This is a genomic window from Winogradskyella psychrotolerans, assembly GCF_018860565.1.
Taxonomy (GTDB): domain Bacteria; phylum Bacteroidota; class Bacteroidia; order Flavobacteriales; family Flavobacteriaceae; genus Winogradskyella; species Winogradskyella damuponensis.
Map to the genome: position 1 here is coordinate 256,763 of NZ_JAHKPS010000009.1, position 18,266 is coordinate 275,028.

Below are 18,266 nucleotides of genomic sequence, written 5' to 3' on the forward strand. Positions count from 1 at the left end.
TTTGAAAGGCTTTTTTATTATATCGTGCTAATTTTTTTAGCTTCTTTTCAATTTTTAAAGTTTCATTCCAAAACCAAATTGTATGACATGGTTTTTAGCTTCTAGCTTTTTTAGATCTTGATCTATCACATTTGTAACACCATAAGATAAACGAGCATCTACAAAAAATTCATCTGTAACCATATACTCTAATCCCGCAACTCCAGAAAAAGTAGCTGTTGAAAATAAGTCATTAGCTTTCCATGTCTTTAGACCTATTTTTGGTCCTACACCTAAAATGAAACGATCAGATAAAGAAAATCGCAATAAAATAGGTAAGTGAATATAATCTGCTCTAATCTCCTCTTCTTTTCCACCTTCTGCAGACCATTGCAATTCTAACAATAATGATGTTTTCTCTGTAAAACCAAAATCTACAAATCCACCAAAAGCAAATCCATTTCGGTGTTTGTTTTCAAATTCAGCATCTGGTTCAAAATCAAGATTTGATACATTAAGCGCTCCTCGTACACCGTACATAATATCTTGAGACATACCAACAGTTGCAAAAGAAACAAATAACAAGGAAAATAAATATTTTTTCATAATTTTAAATTTGAGATAACGAAGATATATTAAATTCTAAAATACCTAATGAATTAATAGATTTTAATAAAGAAAAATCGGACAAATGGGAATTTCAATACCCAAATATTACAAGACAACACTAGAAACTGTTTCATAATACATACTTTTTATAATACCATCCGAAAGTCCTATTTTGGGTACATAAATGTCCTTTGCACCACTCCATTTCATTGCAGACAAATAAATTCGAGTAGCAGGTATAATAACATCTGCCCTATCTTGGTTTAAGTTTAATTTTATAATACGCTCTTCGTAAGAATAATTTTGAAGCATTTTATAATAGCTCGTAAGATAAAAATAGGTTAAAGGTTTACCGACATCTTTGCCTGATATTTTAAAAATTTTATTAATGTTACCACCAGAGCCAATAAGTTCAATTTTATCATATTGTTGGGTATTACTTTTAATCCAACGCTCTAGATCTTGCCATGTTTCATTTTTTACAATATCGTTTAACAATCTTACGGTTCCTATTCTAAAAGATTTAGATTGCTTTTTTTCACCATTATGAATAATTGAAAACTCCGTACTTCCACCACCAACATCTACATAGAGATAGGTCTTATTTGGATTTATAAATGAATTTAAATCTGTTGCAGCAATAATTGCAGCTTCTTCTTCACCATCAATAATTTCTATATTAATACCACAAATTTCAAATATTTTTGCTGATAACTCAGGACTATTCTTAGCTTCTCTCATTGCAGATGTAGCACATGCTTTATAACGTGTAACACCATGAGCTTTTATAATGAGACTAAAAGCTTTCATAGTGTCTATCATTCGTTCTTGGTTATATTCTGATATTTCTCCTTTTAAAAAAACATCTGCTCCTAATCTAATTGGTACACGCACCAATGAATTTTTTTTAAACACTACGGGTTCGTCATCTAATTCTATAATGTTTGATATTAATAACCTTACAGCATTGGATCCGATATCTATGGCTGCATATTTCTGTATCTTCAGCATAATTATAATTTATCCTTCTAATTTATTTAAGTAATACTTATACGTATCAAATTGAGCTCTTACTTTAGGTTTGTTATTTCTGCGATAAGTATTGTCTTGATTTTCGTTAATTATACGTGCTTTTACATTATCATTCCAACATATATTATACAAATACTGTAACTCTTGTTTAATATCTGCATCGTAAATAGGACAACTTACCTCTACTCTATTGTCTATATTTCTAGTCATCCAATCTGCTGAAGAAATATAAACCTTTGGATCATTTTCGTTAGAAAATATGTATAACCTTGTATGTTCCAAAAATTTATCAATAATACTAATAACTTCAATATTCTCACTCATGCCCTTTACTCCTGGTACCAAACAGCAAAGCCCTCTAACAATCATTTGTATTTTTACACCTGCTCTACTCGCTTCATATAATTTATCTATCATTTTATAGCTACTTATGCTATTTATTTTCAACTTTATATAAGCTGGTTTTCCTCTTTTAGCACTTTCTATTTCCTTATCTATTAAAGCAAATATTTTTGTTTTAGTATAATGTGGCGATGTAATAATGTGCTTATATCTATTAACTTTATAATTAACTTCAAAAAAGTCAAATACTTTATTAATGTCTTTTAGAATTTTAGAATTAGAGGTCATCAATGTAAAATCAGTATAGATTTTTGCTGTAGACTCGTTAAAGTTACCTGTACTAATAAAACCATATCTTACTAGCTTTTTATTTTCTTCACGTTCTATAACACACATTTTACAATGCACTTTTAAACCCGTCACCCCAAAGAGCATCTTAATCCCTTCATCTTGCATTTGCTCTGCATAATTAATATTTGCTGCTTCATCAAAACGTGCTCTAAGCTCTATTGATACGGTTACTTTTTTTCCGTTTTTTGCTGCATTAATTAAAGAACTAGCAACATGCGAAATCTGGGCTAATCTATAAATAGTAATTTTTATGGTTTTAACATTAGGGTCTAATGCGGCTTCTCTTAAAAATTTTACGATATAAGAAAAGGTGTGATAAGGAGTATATACTAAATAGTCTTTTTTAGCAATAGTCTTAAAAATACTTTCTTCTAAACTTAGCCCTTTTACAGGAAGTGGTTCTATTTTTTGGTATAGTAAATCTGTCCTACCTAAGCTTGGAAAATTCATATAATCCCTACGATTATGATAACGACCACCAGGAATAATGCTTTCTTTTTTATGAATAGCCATTCTATCCAAAAGAAAATTTAAAGTACTCTCTTCTATATTTTTATCATAAACAAACCTCACAGGATCTCCGCTCTGTCTATCCTTAACACTTTCAGAAAGTTTATCTATAAAACTTTTACTTAAATCACTATCAAAATCTAATTCGCCATCTCTTGTGATTTTAATCATGTGTGCACTAATACTATCATAATGAAAGATGTTAAAAATATCGTCTAAACAATACCTTAATATATCATCTACCATTATAATATAGTTGTTATCACCTTTACTTGGTAAAACAACAAAACGATTCATAGTCGATGAAATCTCAATCAAAGCGACCTGATCTTTAGCTTTTGAGCTTGACATTTTTACCGTTAAATAAGCAGAAATATCCATAAGTTCTGGCAATGCTACATCTTCATTAAGCATAATAACGACGAGAGCAGGACTAATTTCTTGATAAAAATAGTTCTTGATAAACTCATGATGGTCTTTATCTATTTCTGTTTCATTAATTATATAAATATTCTCTTTTTCAAGTTCTTTATCAATTTCATCAAGAATTTCTAAACTATAACTTTGTTGCTCTATAACAACTTGAGTTATTTCTTCTAAAAGATCTCCAGCTTTTATACCACCTAATTCACTTTTACCTCCTTTTCCTGCGTCATAGATTCGCTTAACAGTTGCATATCTTACTTTAAAGAATTCGTCTAAATTATTTGAAAAAATTCCTAAAAACCTTAGACGTTCTATAAGCGGGACTTCTTTATCTGCAGCTTCTTGAAGCACACGTTCATTAAACTTTAACCAACTTAATTCCCTATTTATATATATGTTTTTATCTTTTGTCATTATTTTAATTCCTTTGGAATAATTATAAATTCTGTAATTCCTTTTTTTAAATCGTTCCAATCGTTGATATCAAATTTAAGTTTTACCAAACCGCTTGTTGGAAGATTATCTATAAAAGTATCCCCAAATATATTAGAAATTGATGTGAAAGCATGGTTGTGTCCAAAAATCATAACTTCATTATATTCATTTGATAAATTTTTAATAAAATCTATAACATTTCTCCCGTCAAAATCATATAACTCTTCCACTACAACTACCTGTTCTTTAGCAATATTAAGTGTATTCATAAAAATCTCACAGGTACTAAGTGCCCGACGTGCTGGACTTGAAAAAATAATTTCTGGAACACTGTTGCTATTAAAAAAGTGATTTGCAACAAGTTTAATATCATTAATACCCCTTGTTTTTAATGGCCTTTCTCGGTCTATAACATCTTGTTCCCAGGATGATTTGCCATGTCTTATCAGTGTAATTTCTTTCATATAATATCGATTAAATGCATTTTTTTTCGACAAAAGGTTGCTTATTTCCTTTTTAACGATTAAATTGCCGCCTTAACTCTAATGTTTGTTTATGATTATAGTTATAAGTTCTTTTGTTAGGTAAATTTAATGTAAATGCCCCCAAATCAAAAAATATATTAATCCATTATATATTTCATTTACGTTAAAATACTTCCCTCTTTTTATTTAACAAAGAACAAATAATTGTGTTGTTTTCAACCAAGTAGTTTTCGCTATAGTTTTTTAAACTATGGTATTAGGTCTATTTAGTTTTAACAGCATCATTTGCATGATAAGTTATATCGATAAAATATGAAAAATAACTTTACTTTATCTTTTTTCAGGTTATTAACAATTAGTGTTGTTTCATTATTATTTATAAATAATGGATTTGCACAAGAACAATTTGAAAAAGAATCTGATTATTGGCCTAAAACAGCCAAATTATCCGAGGTAGAATTGAAAAATTATATGGAGGTACTAAAAAAACGTGCCAAAATATATAATGATAATAAATCATTTTCAAGTTATAATCAAAGATCCTCTGAAATTAATCCTGTAGGTACTTGTAATGTAATTACTTGCGGTTCTTTTAATGCGCTTGATATAACACCGAATAACAATGGCTTGCCACCAGAATTTCAAATAGCTGTAGATGGAAGTACCTATTCTGCTGATGTTATTTACGATTGCTGGAATGATCAAGGTACAGTAGATTATTCAGAAGGACAATACATTTCATATTCAAATGTAAATGCTAACATTGATACACCTGCAATTATATCTCCTTCTCCAGATGGAGGCGGGTTTTCTATTTTTTCATACAAATTTGAAGGTATTGAGCAAAATTTAGAAGTACTCCCAAATGCAACTTACCGTGTCTGTTTTGAAATTGCTGTTATTCCTCGTTATAGTAATAGTAATGGTAGTTTTGTTGAGTTTATTCCAAATCTAAATTTTGGTATTAATTCTGGTGGAATACAAATAAACGATCCATTAACTTATACTCATGACGATTTAACTATACACCCTTTATCAGATTTCCCAGTTAGCTTATCAACAGCAACAACTGGACCTTTTCAAAACCCAGGTGGTTGGACAGAAATTGACCCTTTTTGGGAAACAGTTTGTATCACTTTTCAGTCTGATAGTTCTGGTATGGTAAATGTCTTTTATCAAACTCAAGACCCAGGAAGATCTGTAGTATTAGTTGATGGATTAAGATTAAGCCTTGAAGGCTATGCTGTACCTCCTACTATTGCTGAAGAAAATATAAATATAGATAATACCGCTATTGATGTTTTTTGTGATTCATTTTCGGTTGACTTAAATTCTTATATAACGTCTGCAGGTCCTGGTGGTTCTGAATTAACTTGGAGCACAAGTCCTGATCCTTTAGATACATCAGAACATTTAAGCAACACTGTTGTTAATACTCCTGGTACCTATTACGTCTTTTATTACAATCCCGATGACTTGTGTGCATCACCTGCAGGTTCCATAGATTTAATGATTTCTGATTTAGCAGCTTCTATTGATTCAAAATCAGATGCAGACTGTATTGACGATTCAAATGGTTCAGTAAGCGTTTTAGCCACAAATGGAAATCCTCCGTATAGTTATACTATAAATGGTGGTTCTTCACAATCTTCAAATACTTTTAGTGGTTTAAGCATTGGTAATCATTCGGTTGAAGTAACAGATTCTAATAATTGTGCTGTTAGTGTCAATTTCGATATCATGGCTAATGATACTGAAGCGCCTACAGCTTCAAATCTAGATCCTATAAGTGTTGAATGTATAGATGAAGTGCCCGAATACAATATAGAAGATGTTGATGATGAAATAGATAATATTACTGCGCATCCGATTGTTACTTTTATTTCGGATGTTTCAAATAATTCATCTTGTCCTGAAACAATTACAAGAACATATAGTGTTACAGATGAATGTGGAAATTCAATTAATGTTACTCAATTAATTACTGTTATTGACACAATACCTCCTACAATAGATACACCTGCTTCTGATATCATTATTGAATGTGGTGTAACACCTAGTGGAACATTACAATCTTGGTTAGATAATAATGGTGATGCTGTTGCCTCAGATACTTGTGGAAATGTAACATGGTCAAATAATTATAACGATGGAGTATCAGATTGTTCTGCATCTACAACAGTTATATTTACAGCTACTGATGATTGTGGAAATACAGCAACAACAAGAGCTACATACACTATTCAAGATACAACACCTCCGGTAATAACAAATCCTGCATCTGATCAATCAGTTGAATGTAATATAGATAATAATGCACCTCAAAGTATTCAAGCTTGGCTAAATACTAATGGTGGTGCTACTGCTACTGACGATTGTTCTGCTATTATTTGGACTAACAATTTTACCGCTCTTTCTGGTGGTTGTGGTCAAACAGGCTCTGCTACAGTAACTTTTACAGCGACAGATGGTTGTGGTAATTCAACATCTACAACCGCTACTTTTAGTAATACTGACACCTCTAATCCTATTGCTCCTAATGCACCTGATGATTTAACCTTGCAATGTATTGATGAAGTCCCTAGTCCTGGGCAATTAACAGCTACTGATAATTGCATGAATACTATAACTGTTACAGGAGTTGATAATATTGATAATTCTAATCCTTGTCATACAACTATTGTAAGAACCTGGACATTTGTTGATGATTGTGGAAATTCGTCTTCTGTGTCCCAAAATATCACAGTAGCAGATACTACAGCTCCAACATTTACGGTGCCTGCAAATTTAAATATTGAATGTGATGTTGATCCTAACAACCTTAGCATAACTGGTGATGTTACAGACGAAAAAGACAACTGTTCTTCTGGACTAAATGCAACATATACAGATAATATAACTAATGGTAGTTGTGCCAACACAAAAACTATTAGACGTACTTGGTCTCTAACTGATGATTGTAATAATACAACAACACATGTACAAACCATTAACGTTGTTGATACAACAGCTCCTACTTTAATTATTCCTAGTAATGTTACTGTAGAGTGTACAGCCCCTACAGACCCTTCTGCTACTGGTACAGCTACAGGAAGTGACTCTTGTAGTAATGTAACAATCTCCTATAATGATACGTCGTATGCTAATTGTGGTAATACAGAAAAAATAAAAAGAACTTGGACTGCGACTGATGACTGTGGTAACACTAGATCGCGAAATCAATTCATAACTGTAAAGGACACAACACCTCCTACAATAGATACGCCTGCTTCTGATATCATTATTGAATGTGGTGTAACTCCTGATGGAACATTACAAGCTTGGTTAGATAATAATGGTGGTGCTGTTGCCTCGGATACTTGTGGAAATGTAAAATGGTCTAATAACTATGATGATGGAGTTTCAGATTGTTCTGCATCTACAACAGTTACTTTTACAGCGACTGACGCTTGTGGTAATACAGCTACAACAAGCGCAACATACACCATTCAAGATACAACACCTCCAGTAATAACAAATCCTGCATCTGATCAATCTGTTGAATGTAATATTGATAATAATGCAACTCAAAGTATTCAAGCTTGGCTAAACTCTAATGGTGGTGCTACTGCTACTGACGATTGTTCTGCAATTGTTTGGTCTAACAATTTCACCACCCTTTCTGGTGGTTGCGGCGAAACAGGCTCTGCTACAGTAACTTTTACAGCTACAGATGGTTGTGGTAACTCAACATCTACAACCGCTACATATAGTAATACGGATACCTCTAATCCTGTCGTTCCTAATGCGCCAGCCGATTTAACCTTGCAATGTATTGATGAAGTTCCTAGTCCTGGTAGATTAACGGCTAGTGATAACTGTATGACTACTATAACTGTTACAGGAGTTGATAATATTGATAATTCTAATCCTTGTCATATAACTATTGTAAGAACATGGACATTTGTTGATGATTGCGGAAATTCGTCTTCTGTGTCACAAAATATCACTGTAGCAGATACTACAGCACCTACATTTACGGTGCCTGCCGATTTAAATATCGAATGTGGTGTTGACCCTAACAACCTTAGCATCACTGGAGATGTTACAGACGAAAAGGACAACTGCTCTTCTGGGCTAAATGCAACATATACAGATAGTGTAACTAATGGTAACTGTACCAACACAGAAAAAATTACACGTACTTGGTCTCTAACCGATGATTGTAATAATACAACAACACATGTACAAACCATTAACGTTGTTGATACAACAGCTCCTACTTTAATTATCCCTAGCGATGTTACTTTAGAATGTACAGATCCTACAGACCCTTCTGCTACTGGTACAGCTACAGGAAGTGACTCTTGTGGTAATGTAACAATCTCTTATAATGATACGTCGTATGCTAATTGTGGTAATACAGAAAAAATAAAAAGAACTTGGACTGCGACTGATGACTGTGGTAACACTAAATCACTAAATCAAATCATAACTGTAGAAGATACAACACCTCCTACAATAGATACACCAGCTTCTGATATAATGATTGAATGTGGTGTAACGCCTAGTGGAACTTTGCAAGCTTGGTTAGATAATAATGGTGGTGCTGTTGCTTCGGATACTTGTGGAAATGTAAAATGGTCTAATAATTATAATGATGGGGTTTCAGATTGTACTGCATCTACAACAGTTATATTTACAGCAACTGACGCTTGTGGTAACACAGCAACAACAAGTGCAACATATACCATTCAAGATACAACACCTCCAGTAATAACAATTCCTGCATCTAATCAAACAGTTGAATGTAGTATTGATAGTAATGCAGCTCAAAGTATTCAAGCTTGGCTAAACTCTAATGGTGGGGCTACCGCTACTGACGATTGTTCTGCAATTGTTTGGACTAACAATTTTACCACTCTTTCTGGTGGTTGTGGTGAAACAGGCTCTGCTACAGTAACTTTTACAGCTACAGATGGTTGTGGTAACTCAACATCTACAACCGCTACATTTAGCAATAGTGACACCACTAACCCTGTCGTTCCTATTGCTCCAGACGATGTAAAGTTGCAATGTATTGATGAAGTTCCTAGTCCTGGGCAATTAACAGCTACTGATAATTGTATGAACAATATTACTGCTACTGGAGTTGATACTATAAATGACTCTAATCCATGTCGTATAGTTATTGAAAGAACATGGACATTTGTTGATGATTGCGGAAATTCGTCTTCTGTGTCACAAAATATCACAGTAGCTGATACTACTGCACCTACATTTACAGCACCTGCTGATTTAGACATCGAATGTGGTGTAGACATTAATAATCTGGCGATTACCGGTGATGTTACCAACGAAAAAGACAACTGTTCTTCTGGGCTAAATGCAACTTATACAGATAGCGTAGCTAATAATAACTGTGGAAATACAAAAACAATTAGACGTACTTGGTCTCTGACTGATGATTGTAATAATACAACAACACACGTACAGACCATTAACCTTATCGATACAACAGCTCCTAGTCTAACTATCCCTAGTGATATTACTATAGAATGTTCTAGTTCTATTGATCCTACTGCTACTGGTACAGCTACAGGAATTGACTCTTGTGGTAACGTAACAATTTCTTATAATGATACCTCGGTTGCTGATTGTGGCAATACAGAAAAAATTACAAGAACCTGGATTGCTACTGATGAGTGTGGCAACAGTACGTCATTAAATCAAATCATAACTATAGAAGACACAACACCTCCTACAATAGATATACCTGCTTCTCAAATAATGATTGAATGCGGTATAACTCCAGAAGGAACATTACAAGATTGGTTAGATAATAATGGTGGTGCTGTTGCCTCGGATACCTGTGGTAATGTAACATGGTCTAACGATTTCGTTATGAATACTGACGTAGATTGTGATAACAGAGGAATAACTGTAACCTTTACAGCTACTGACGATTGTGGTAATGCATCAAAAACAAGAGCAACATATATCATTCAAGATACAACACCTCCTGTAATAACAAATCCTGCATCTGATCAATCTATTGAATGTAATATTGACGGTGGAGTAACTGAAGATATTATAACTTGGCTTGCTACAAACGGTGGTGCCTCTGCTACTGATCTTTGTTCTACAATTACTTGGTCGCATAATTTCACATCTCTATCTGATGGTTGTGGTGAAACAGGATCTGCCACAGTGACTTTTACAGCTACAGATGATTGTGGTAACTCAACATCTACAACCGCTACATTTAATAGTATAGATACTACTAAGCCTGTTGCGCCTAATGCTCCTGATGATTTAACTTTTCAATGTATTGATGAAGTTCCTAATCCTGGTCCATTAACTGCTACTGATAATTGTATGGACAATATAACTGTTACAGGAGTAGATAATGTAGATGATTCTAACCCTTGTCATACCTCTATATTAAGAACATGGACGTTTATTGATGATTGTGGAAATTCATCATCAGTATCACAAAACATTACAGTAATCGATACTACAGACCCTAGCTTTAACGAAAGCTTACCAACAAATATCACTGTAGATTCAAGCAGTATTCCAACAGCTTCAATTTTAACAGCATCTGATAATTGTAATGATAATATTGATGTTGTCTTTTCAGAAACATTAATTGGTAATAAATGTGATACCTCTTATACTATTGAAAGAAATTGGACAGCCGAAGATGATTGTGGAAATGATATTGAGCATACACAAATTATTAATGTTAATCAGTCTGTTCTTTCAATAACCCTAAATTCTAAAACCAATGTGAATTGCTTTGGGCAAACCACAGGTGCTATTGATATAAATGTAACTGGTGGTCTGCCTCCTTATTCTTATTCTTGGAGTACTGGAGCTACAAGTCAAGATTTAACCAATATATCTGCCGGTGTTCATTCTGTGACAGTAACAGATGCTAATGGATGTACTTCTACAAAATCATATACAATATCGGAACCTACTGCTTTTAGTTTATCGATTGATCAAGCGAATGCAACCTCAGCTCAAGGCTGTGATAATGGAACAGCGACAGCTACAATTACAGGTGGCAATGCTCCTTATACATACCAATGGTCGACTTCTGCTAATAACCAAACAACAGCTACTGCTACGGACTTATCTGTAGGAGACCATACTGTTATTATTACTGATGATAATGGCTGTACAACCTCACAAACGATTACTATTAATTGTACTGATGATTGTGATACTGCTATTACTACTGACAACATAACTAATGTACTTTGCTTTAATAGTACAACTGGTGAAGCTACGGTTTCTGCGAGTTCGGTTATTAATCCAACAGCAACTTTCACATTTACATGGTCTAACGGTCAGGTAGATACAGGTGCTGAATACAGTACGTTATCTAATGTAATTGCAGGTACATATACTGTTAGCGTAACTATGGATGGTTCGTCTTGTGATCCTGTTGAACAGGAGATTGAAATTACACAACCTAGCGCTTTAAATGTCTCTATAGATAAAGTAGATGCAACTTCAGTTCACGGCTGTGATGATGGTACAGCAACAGCTACAGTTACAGGTGGCAATGCACCTTATACTTATGAATGGTCTGCTTCCGCAGATAATCAAATAACAGCTACAGCTACTAATTTACCAGTAGGTAACCATTCAGTTGTTGTAATAGATGCTAATGGTTGTAAAACGGTAAAAAGTGTTAGCATCACATGTACCGACGATTGTGATACTGCTACAACTACTGATAATATAACTAATGTGCTTTGCTTTGGTGATGCTACAGGTGCTGCTACAGTTTCAGCGAGTTCGGTTATTAAACCTACAGCAACTTTTACATTTACATGGTCTAATGGACAAGTAAATACTGGTGTTGAGTACAGTACATTATCTAATGTAATTGCAGGCACCTACACCGTTAGCGTAGTTATGGATGGCTCATCTTGTGCCCCTGTTGTACATGAGGTTGAAATTACACAACCTAATGCTTTAAGTGTATCTATAAATAAAGTAAACGCAACATCGGCTCAAGGCTGTGATGATGGAACAGCGACAGCCTTAACTACTGGTGGAAATGCGCCTTACTCATATCAATGGTCGGCTTCTGCTAATAACCAAACAACAATGACGGCTACTAACCTACCTGTTGGTAATCATACTGTTATTATTACTGATGACAATGGTTGTACAACCTCACAAACGATTACTATTAGTTGTACTGACGATTGTGACACCGCTACAACTACTGATAATATAACTAACGTACTTTGTTTTGGTGACGCTACAGGTGCCGCTACAGTTTCGGCGAGCTCTGTTATTAATCCAACAGCTACTTTTACATTTACATGGTCTAATGGTCAAGTAGATACAGGTGCTGAATACAGCACGTTATCTAATGTAATTGCAGGTACATACACTGTTAGTGTAATTATGGATGGTTCGTCTTGTGACCCTGTTGAACAGGTGATTGAAATTACACAACCTAACACAAGTTTATCGGCTTCGATATCAACACAAACAAATATCCTTTGTGGAAGCTTAGGTCTATTTACAATAGAAGGAACTGGTGGTACATCACCTTACACATACTCTATTGATAATGGAAATAACTTTTTAACAAATGGAACTTTCACAAACCTTATTGAAGGGGATTACTCTGTTATTGTTAAGGATGCTAATGGATGTACAGAAACGGTAACTATTAATATGCTTTCAAACTGTACAGATGCCATTGCTGATATTAACAATACTTTTGTTAATCAATCAGTTACCGGAAATGTTCTAACTAACGACGAAGATTATGAAGGAGATAATCAAATAGTAACTGCTAATACTAATCCTACTAATGGAAATGTCGTAATTAATGATAATGGATCATACACATACACACCTAACCCTGGATTTATTGGTGAGGATACGTTTGAGTACACGATCTGTGATGATGGTAATCCTCAAGCCTGTGACTCCGCTATCGTTTATATTGAAGTATTACCTGAAAGCAGTACTGAAAATGAACCGCCAATTGCTAATGCAGATACAGCAACAACTCCAGAAGGAACTTCTATTGCTATTGTAATTCTTGCTAATGATTTTGATCCCGATACTGACCCAATTACTATTACAGGAACTACAAATCCTTCTAATGGAACAATTACAGTAAATAATAATGGGACAATTACTTATACTCCTAATGATGGATTTACAGGAGAAGATACGTTTACATATACGATATGTGATGATGGCAATCCTCAACTTTGTGATACAGCAACAGTAACTGTAACTGTTCAAGATACTAGCATGGCTAATACAACTAATGCTAATGATGATGCCTATCACCTTACTCCAACTAGTGTTTTAATAGGAAATGTTTTATTAAACGACAATGATATTGAAGACGATATACAAACTGTAACCTCTACAACTGTTATAACCACTCAAGGTGTTACTGTAAATATTGACCCTAATACTGGTGAGTTTACCTACACTCCTAATGCTGGATATTCTGGAACAGACTCTTTTATTTACACAATTTGTGATAATGGAACCCCTATGGCTTGTGATCAAGCAACTGTTTATATCACTATTGACGGTGTTGCAGGACTTAGTATCGTAAAATCTGCATCTAGTAATAGTACTGATTGTGTTGCTGCTGGTGATACAATAACTTACACATTTACAGTGACTAATTCTGGTGATATCCTTATTAATACTGTAACAATTATTGATGATTTATTAGGTGGTAATATCACTGATTCACTTACGCTTACTGGTGATAATGGTGATGGTATCCTTGATCCTTCTGAAACATGGATATTCACAGCACCTAATTATACTATAACTCAAGACAACGTAGATGCAGGAAGCATTACTAATAATGTAACAGTTAGCGGACTAGAACCTGACGGAACAACATCTGTTCTAGCAACTGACACCTATATTATAGATGCTAATAATCCAGATGTAACACTTTGTGATAATGGTAGTATTGAAATCGTAAAAGCAGCTTCTAGTACAGCTAGTGGTTGTGTTGGCGAAGGAGATATAGTCACTTATACTTTCACTGTAACTAATAATGGTGATGTATCTATTAATTCTCTTACAATTACTGACGATTTATTAGGTGGTGATATTACAGCTTCTCTAACACTTACTGGTGATAATGGTGATAGTGTTCTTGACCCTTCTGAAACTTGGATATTCACCGCTCCGGACTATACAATAACTCAGGCAAATGTAGATGCTGGAAACATTACAAATAATGTAACAGTTAATGGCTTACAACCCGATGGAACTACACCTGTTCAAGCAACTGATACCTATATTATAGATGCTAATAATCCAGATGTAACACTTTGTAACGAATCTGGTATACAGCTTATAAAAACTGGAGTATTCAATAACGACAACGGAAACGATTGTACTGAAATTGATGAAACTATAACTTATACATTTACAGTGATTAACTCTGGAGATGTAGCATTAGAAAATGTAATTATTACCGATTCTTTATTAGACAATGCAACACCTTCTATAAGTATTGCATTTGTTTCTGGTGATACAGACAACGATAACCAATTAGATCCAAATGAGACTTGGATATATAGTGCAACATATTTAGTTACTCAAGCAGATATAGATGCTACTGAAGTTATTAATAGTGCAACTGTAAATGCCGAAGAAGTAGTAAATGGATCAAATGTAACTGCAACATCTCAAACTACAACTGAATTAATCAAAGACACAACACCTCCAGATACATCTAATTGTGCTGTTCTAGATGAAACTTTTGAATGTAGTGGCACTGATAATGAAACACTTGCCAATGCATGGAATACTGCTAATATTTTAGCGTTAGAAAATTGTGCAACTGATGCTTGTGATAATAACATTACAATAACTTCAGATTACAACTTTGATAATCTAGTTACTAATTGTGGGGCTAGTGGTACAATCACTGTAATCTACACGTTAACAGATGCAACAGGTAACGCAAGTACGTTAAGCGCTACACTTATCATTGAAGACACAACGGGTCCTGATTTATCAGCATGTAATGTCGCAGACGAAACTATAGAATGTGATGGTTCTGATACAGAAAGTGTTGTTATAACATGGAATGCGGCCAATATTGCTGCGCTTGAAACATGTGGTACTGATACTTGTGACACAGAGCCAACAAACATAGTAACTTCCAATTATGACTTTAATAACCTAGTGCCTACTTGTGGATCTGGTGGTACAATTACAATACAGTATACAGTAGCTGATGATTGTGGAAATACAACAACTATAGACGCAACATTAACTATAGAAGATACAACACCGCCTACATTTTCTGTTCCTGCAAATATTACAATAGAATGTGATGAAGATGCAACAGACTTAACCCTTACTGGTGATGTAACTGACGAATCGGACAACTGTTCTACAGGACTTGAAGCTATTTTTACTGATAGTATTGCAGACGGTAGTTGCCCAAGCAGCTCTATTATTACACGTACTTGGTCGTTAACTGACAGTTGTGACAATACAACAACTTTTGTACAGACCATTACAATTCAAGATACTACAGCACCAAACATTGATGAATCTGCAGTAGAAAACATCAGTATTGAATGTGGAATTACTCTAGCTGGGACTCTTGAAGATTGGCTTGCAAATAATGCAGGAGCAACAGCTACGGATAACTGTAGTACAATTACTTGGACTAACGATTACGACTCTAATACAGACATTGATTGTGAAAATGGCGCTATTACTGTAACATTTACAGCAACTGATGAATGTGGAAATGCAGCAACAACTTCTGCTACATATTCATTGATAGATACACAAGCACCATTATTAACAATTCCTCTTGATGTTACAATAGAATGTAATGAAGATTCTAGTCCTGACAATACAGGAATGGGTAAAGCTATAGACGAATGTAATATTACTGCCACAATTACTTACAGTGATAGCGAAACCGATGCTTGTGGCACAACTAAAACAATTATAAGAACATGGACTGCAACTGATGCATGTGGGAATTCAGTTTCTGAAGATCAAATTATTACTGTTCAAGACTCTACACCACCAACATTTACTGTTCCTGAAGATATTACAATTGAATGTGATATAGATGCTACAGACTTAACTATAACGGGTGAAGTTACTGATGAAACTGATAATTGTTCAACAGAACTTGAGGCTACATTTACAGACAATGTTATTGACGGAGACTGTCCTAATTCTTCAATCATTACACGTACATGGTTATTAGTTGATGATTGCAATAACGCGACCTCTTTTGTTCAAACTATAACAGTTCAAGATACTACAGCACCAACATTCTCTGTGCCTAATGACATTACAATAGAATGTGATGCGGATGCTACAGACTTGACTATAACGGGAGATGTCACAGACGAAGCAGATAATTGCTCTACTGGACTAGATGCCATTTTTACAGATAGCGTTGCTGATGGTAGTTGCCCAGGTACTTCTATAATCACACGTACTTGGTCATTAACTGACGATTGTGATAATACGACAACTTTTGTACAGACCATTACTATTCAAGACAGTACTCCACCTACTTTTAGTGTTCCTGCTGATATCACTATTGAATGTGATGCAGACGCTACAGATTTAACACTAACGGGTGATGTAACAAACGTAACTGATAACTGTTCTTCAGAACTGGAAGCAACGTATACAGATAGTGTCGCTGAAGGCAGTTGCCCAAGTGCGTCTATTATTACACGTACTTGGTCATTAACTGATGATTGTGATAATACTACAACTGCTATCCAAACAATTACGGTTCAAGATACAACTGTTCCTACATTCTCTGTTCCTGCAGATATTACTGTTGAATGTGATATTGATATTACAGATGTCACACTTACAGGTGATGTTACTGACGAATCAGATAACTGTGCAACAGATTTAGAAGCTGTATTTACAGATAGTACTGCAGAAGGAAATTGTCCAAATGAGTCTATAATTACACGTACTTGGTCTTTGACAGATGATTGTGACAATACAACAACATTTGTTCAAACCATTACTGTTCAAGACACAACTGCACCAGCATTTAATGAAACGTTACCTGCAGATATTACTGTAGAATGTGATGACGTACCAACTGCAGAAACATTAACTGCTACCGATAATTGTGGTACAGCTGAGGTTACTTTTGAAGAAGAGATTACAAACGGAGATTGTATAGGATATTACATTATAGAACGTACATGGACAGCTACTGACAGTTGTGGAATTGAAGCTGTACACACGCAATTTATATCTGTTCAAGATACTTCAGCACCAACGCTTGTTACTGCATTTGATGAAAACATAACTGTTGCATGTGATGATATTCCTGTAAAACCAAATTTAGGATTTGAAGATTCATGTTCAAATGATATTAATGTTGAATACGAAGAAGTATCATATCAAGAAAATGATTTTGAAGATTATAATATAGTGAGAACTTGGACCGTTACAGACGATTGTGGTAACCAAGCACTATACACTCAAAATATTGCCGTAGAAATCAGTAATGTTATTAATGTACAAGAAGGCTTTAGATGTGTCCTTGATATTGAATTCGACTTATTTGAATTACTATCTGGAGACTTTAGCATGGATGGTACATGGAGTGTTATAGCAGGAGACACAACATTAAATGGAAGTTACTTTGACCCTTCTACTGCAGATGTTGGTGTATACACCTTTTTATACGCTATTACTGAAGGACCATGTCCTAAAGAAGTAGAAGTAAATGTAACTATAGATGACGACTGTTTAGTATTACCTTGTAGTTCTGCAGATAATGTTGTGATTTCTAAAACCGTTACTTCAAATGGAGATAATATTAACGATTACTTTACTGTAGATTCTATAGAACAATGTGGTTTTGTTATAGAGTTACAAATATTTAACCGTTGGGGAGCGCAGATATATAAATCCAACAATTATAAAAATGATTGGGGTGGTGAAGCTCATGGCTCATCTGTAGGAGGTTCAGGAAAAGTTCCAACTGGTACATATTATTATATTATTAATGTAAAAAATAGTGGTTTAGCACCGTTTTCAGGTCCTATCTACGTGGCAACAAATTAAAACTTA

General features: G+C 34.4%; 5 protein-coding genes. 1 reads left to right on the forward strand and 4 read right to left on the reverse strand.

The window, feature by feature from the left end; all coding sequences use genetic code 11:
* Window positions 1-54 precede the first annotated feature (54 nt).
* The 4 genes from KO504_RS03710 to KO504_RS03725 all read right to left on the reverse strand — a co-directional run bounded on the left by KO504_RS03710 (window position 55) and on the right by KO504_RS03725 (window position 4,148).
* Window positions 55-585: a porin family protein gene (locus KO504_RS03710; RefSeq protein ID WP_215924979.1), complete on the reverse strand. Its 531-nt coding sequence runs from the start codon at window positions 583-585 to the stop codon at window positions 55-57.
* A gap of 108 nt (window positions 586-693) precedes the next feature.
* Window positions 694-1,599, reverse strand: coding sequence for a Ppx/GppA phosphatase family protein (locus KO504_RS03715; RefSeq protein WP_215924980.1), 906 nt, complete (start codon window positions 1,597-1,599; stop codon window positions 694-696).
* Window positions 1,600-1,608: 9 nt separating this feature from the next.
* A complete protein-coding gene (ppk1, locus tag KO504_RS03720; protein WP_215924981.1) occupies window positions 1,609-3,663 on the reverse strand; it encodes a polyphosphate kinase 1 in 2,055 nt (684 codons plus the stop codon).
* Entirely contained in the window at window positions 3,663-4,148 is a 486-nt protein-coding gene (locus KO504_RS03725; protein WP_215924982.1) for a SixA phosphatase family protein, read from the reverse strand. Before KO504_RS03725 ends, ppk1 begins: the two co-directional genes overlap by 1 nt.
* 333 nt (window positions 4,149-4,481) lie before the next feature.
* On the opposite strand from KO504_RS03725, the gene KO504_RS03730 reads away from it, so the two are divergent.
* Complete coding sequence (locus tag KO504_RS03730) at window positions 4,482-18,260, forward strand: HYR-like domain-containing protein (RefSeq protein ID WP_215924983.1); 13,779 nt, start codon at window positions 4,482-4,484, stop codon at window positions 18,258-18,260.
* Window positions 18,261-18,266 lie beyond the last annotated feature (6 nt).

Excerpts from the sequence above, each read along its gene's own strand:
- KO504_RS03730 (WP_215924983.1), top strand. The coding sequence starts at position 4,482 with ATGAAAAATAACTTTACTTTATCTTTTTTCAGGTTATTAACAATTAGT.
- KO504_RS03715 (WP_215924980.1), bottom strand. The coding sequence starts at position 1,599 with ATGCTGAAGATACAGAAATATGCAGCCATAGATATCGGATCCAATGCT.
- ppk1 (WP_215924981.1), bottom strand. The coding sequence starts at position 3,663 with ATGACAAAAGATAAAAACATATATATAAATAGGGAATTAAGTTGGTTA.
- KO504_RS03710 (WP_215924979.1), bottom strand. The coding sequence starts at position 585 with ATGAAAAAATATTTATTTTCCTTGTTATTTGTTTCTTTTGCAACTGTT.
- KO504_RS03725 (WP_215924982.1), bottom strand. The coding sequence starts at position 4,148 with ATGAAAGAAATTACACTGATAAGACATGGCAAATCATCCTGGGAACAA.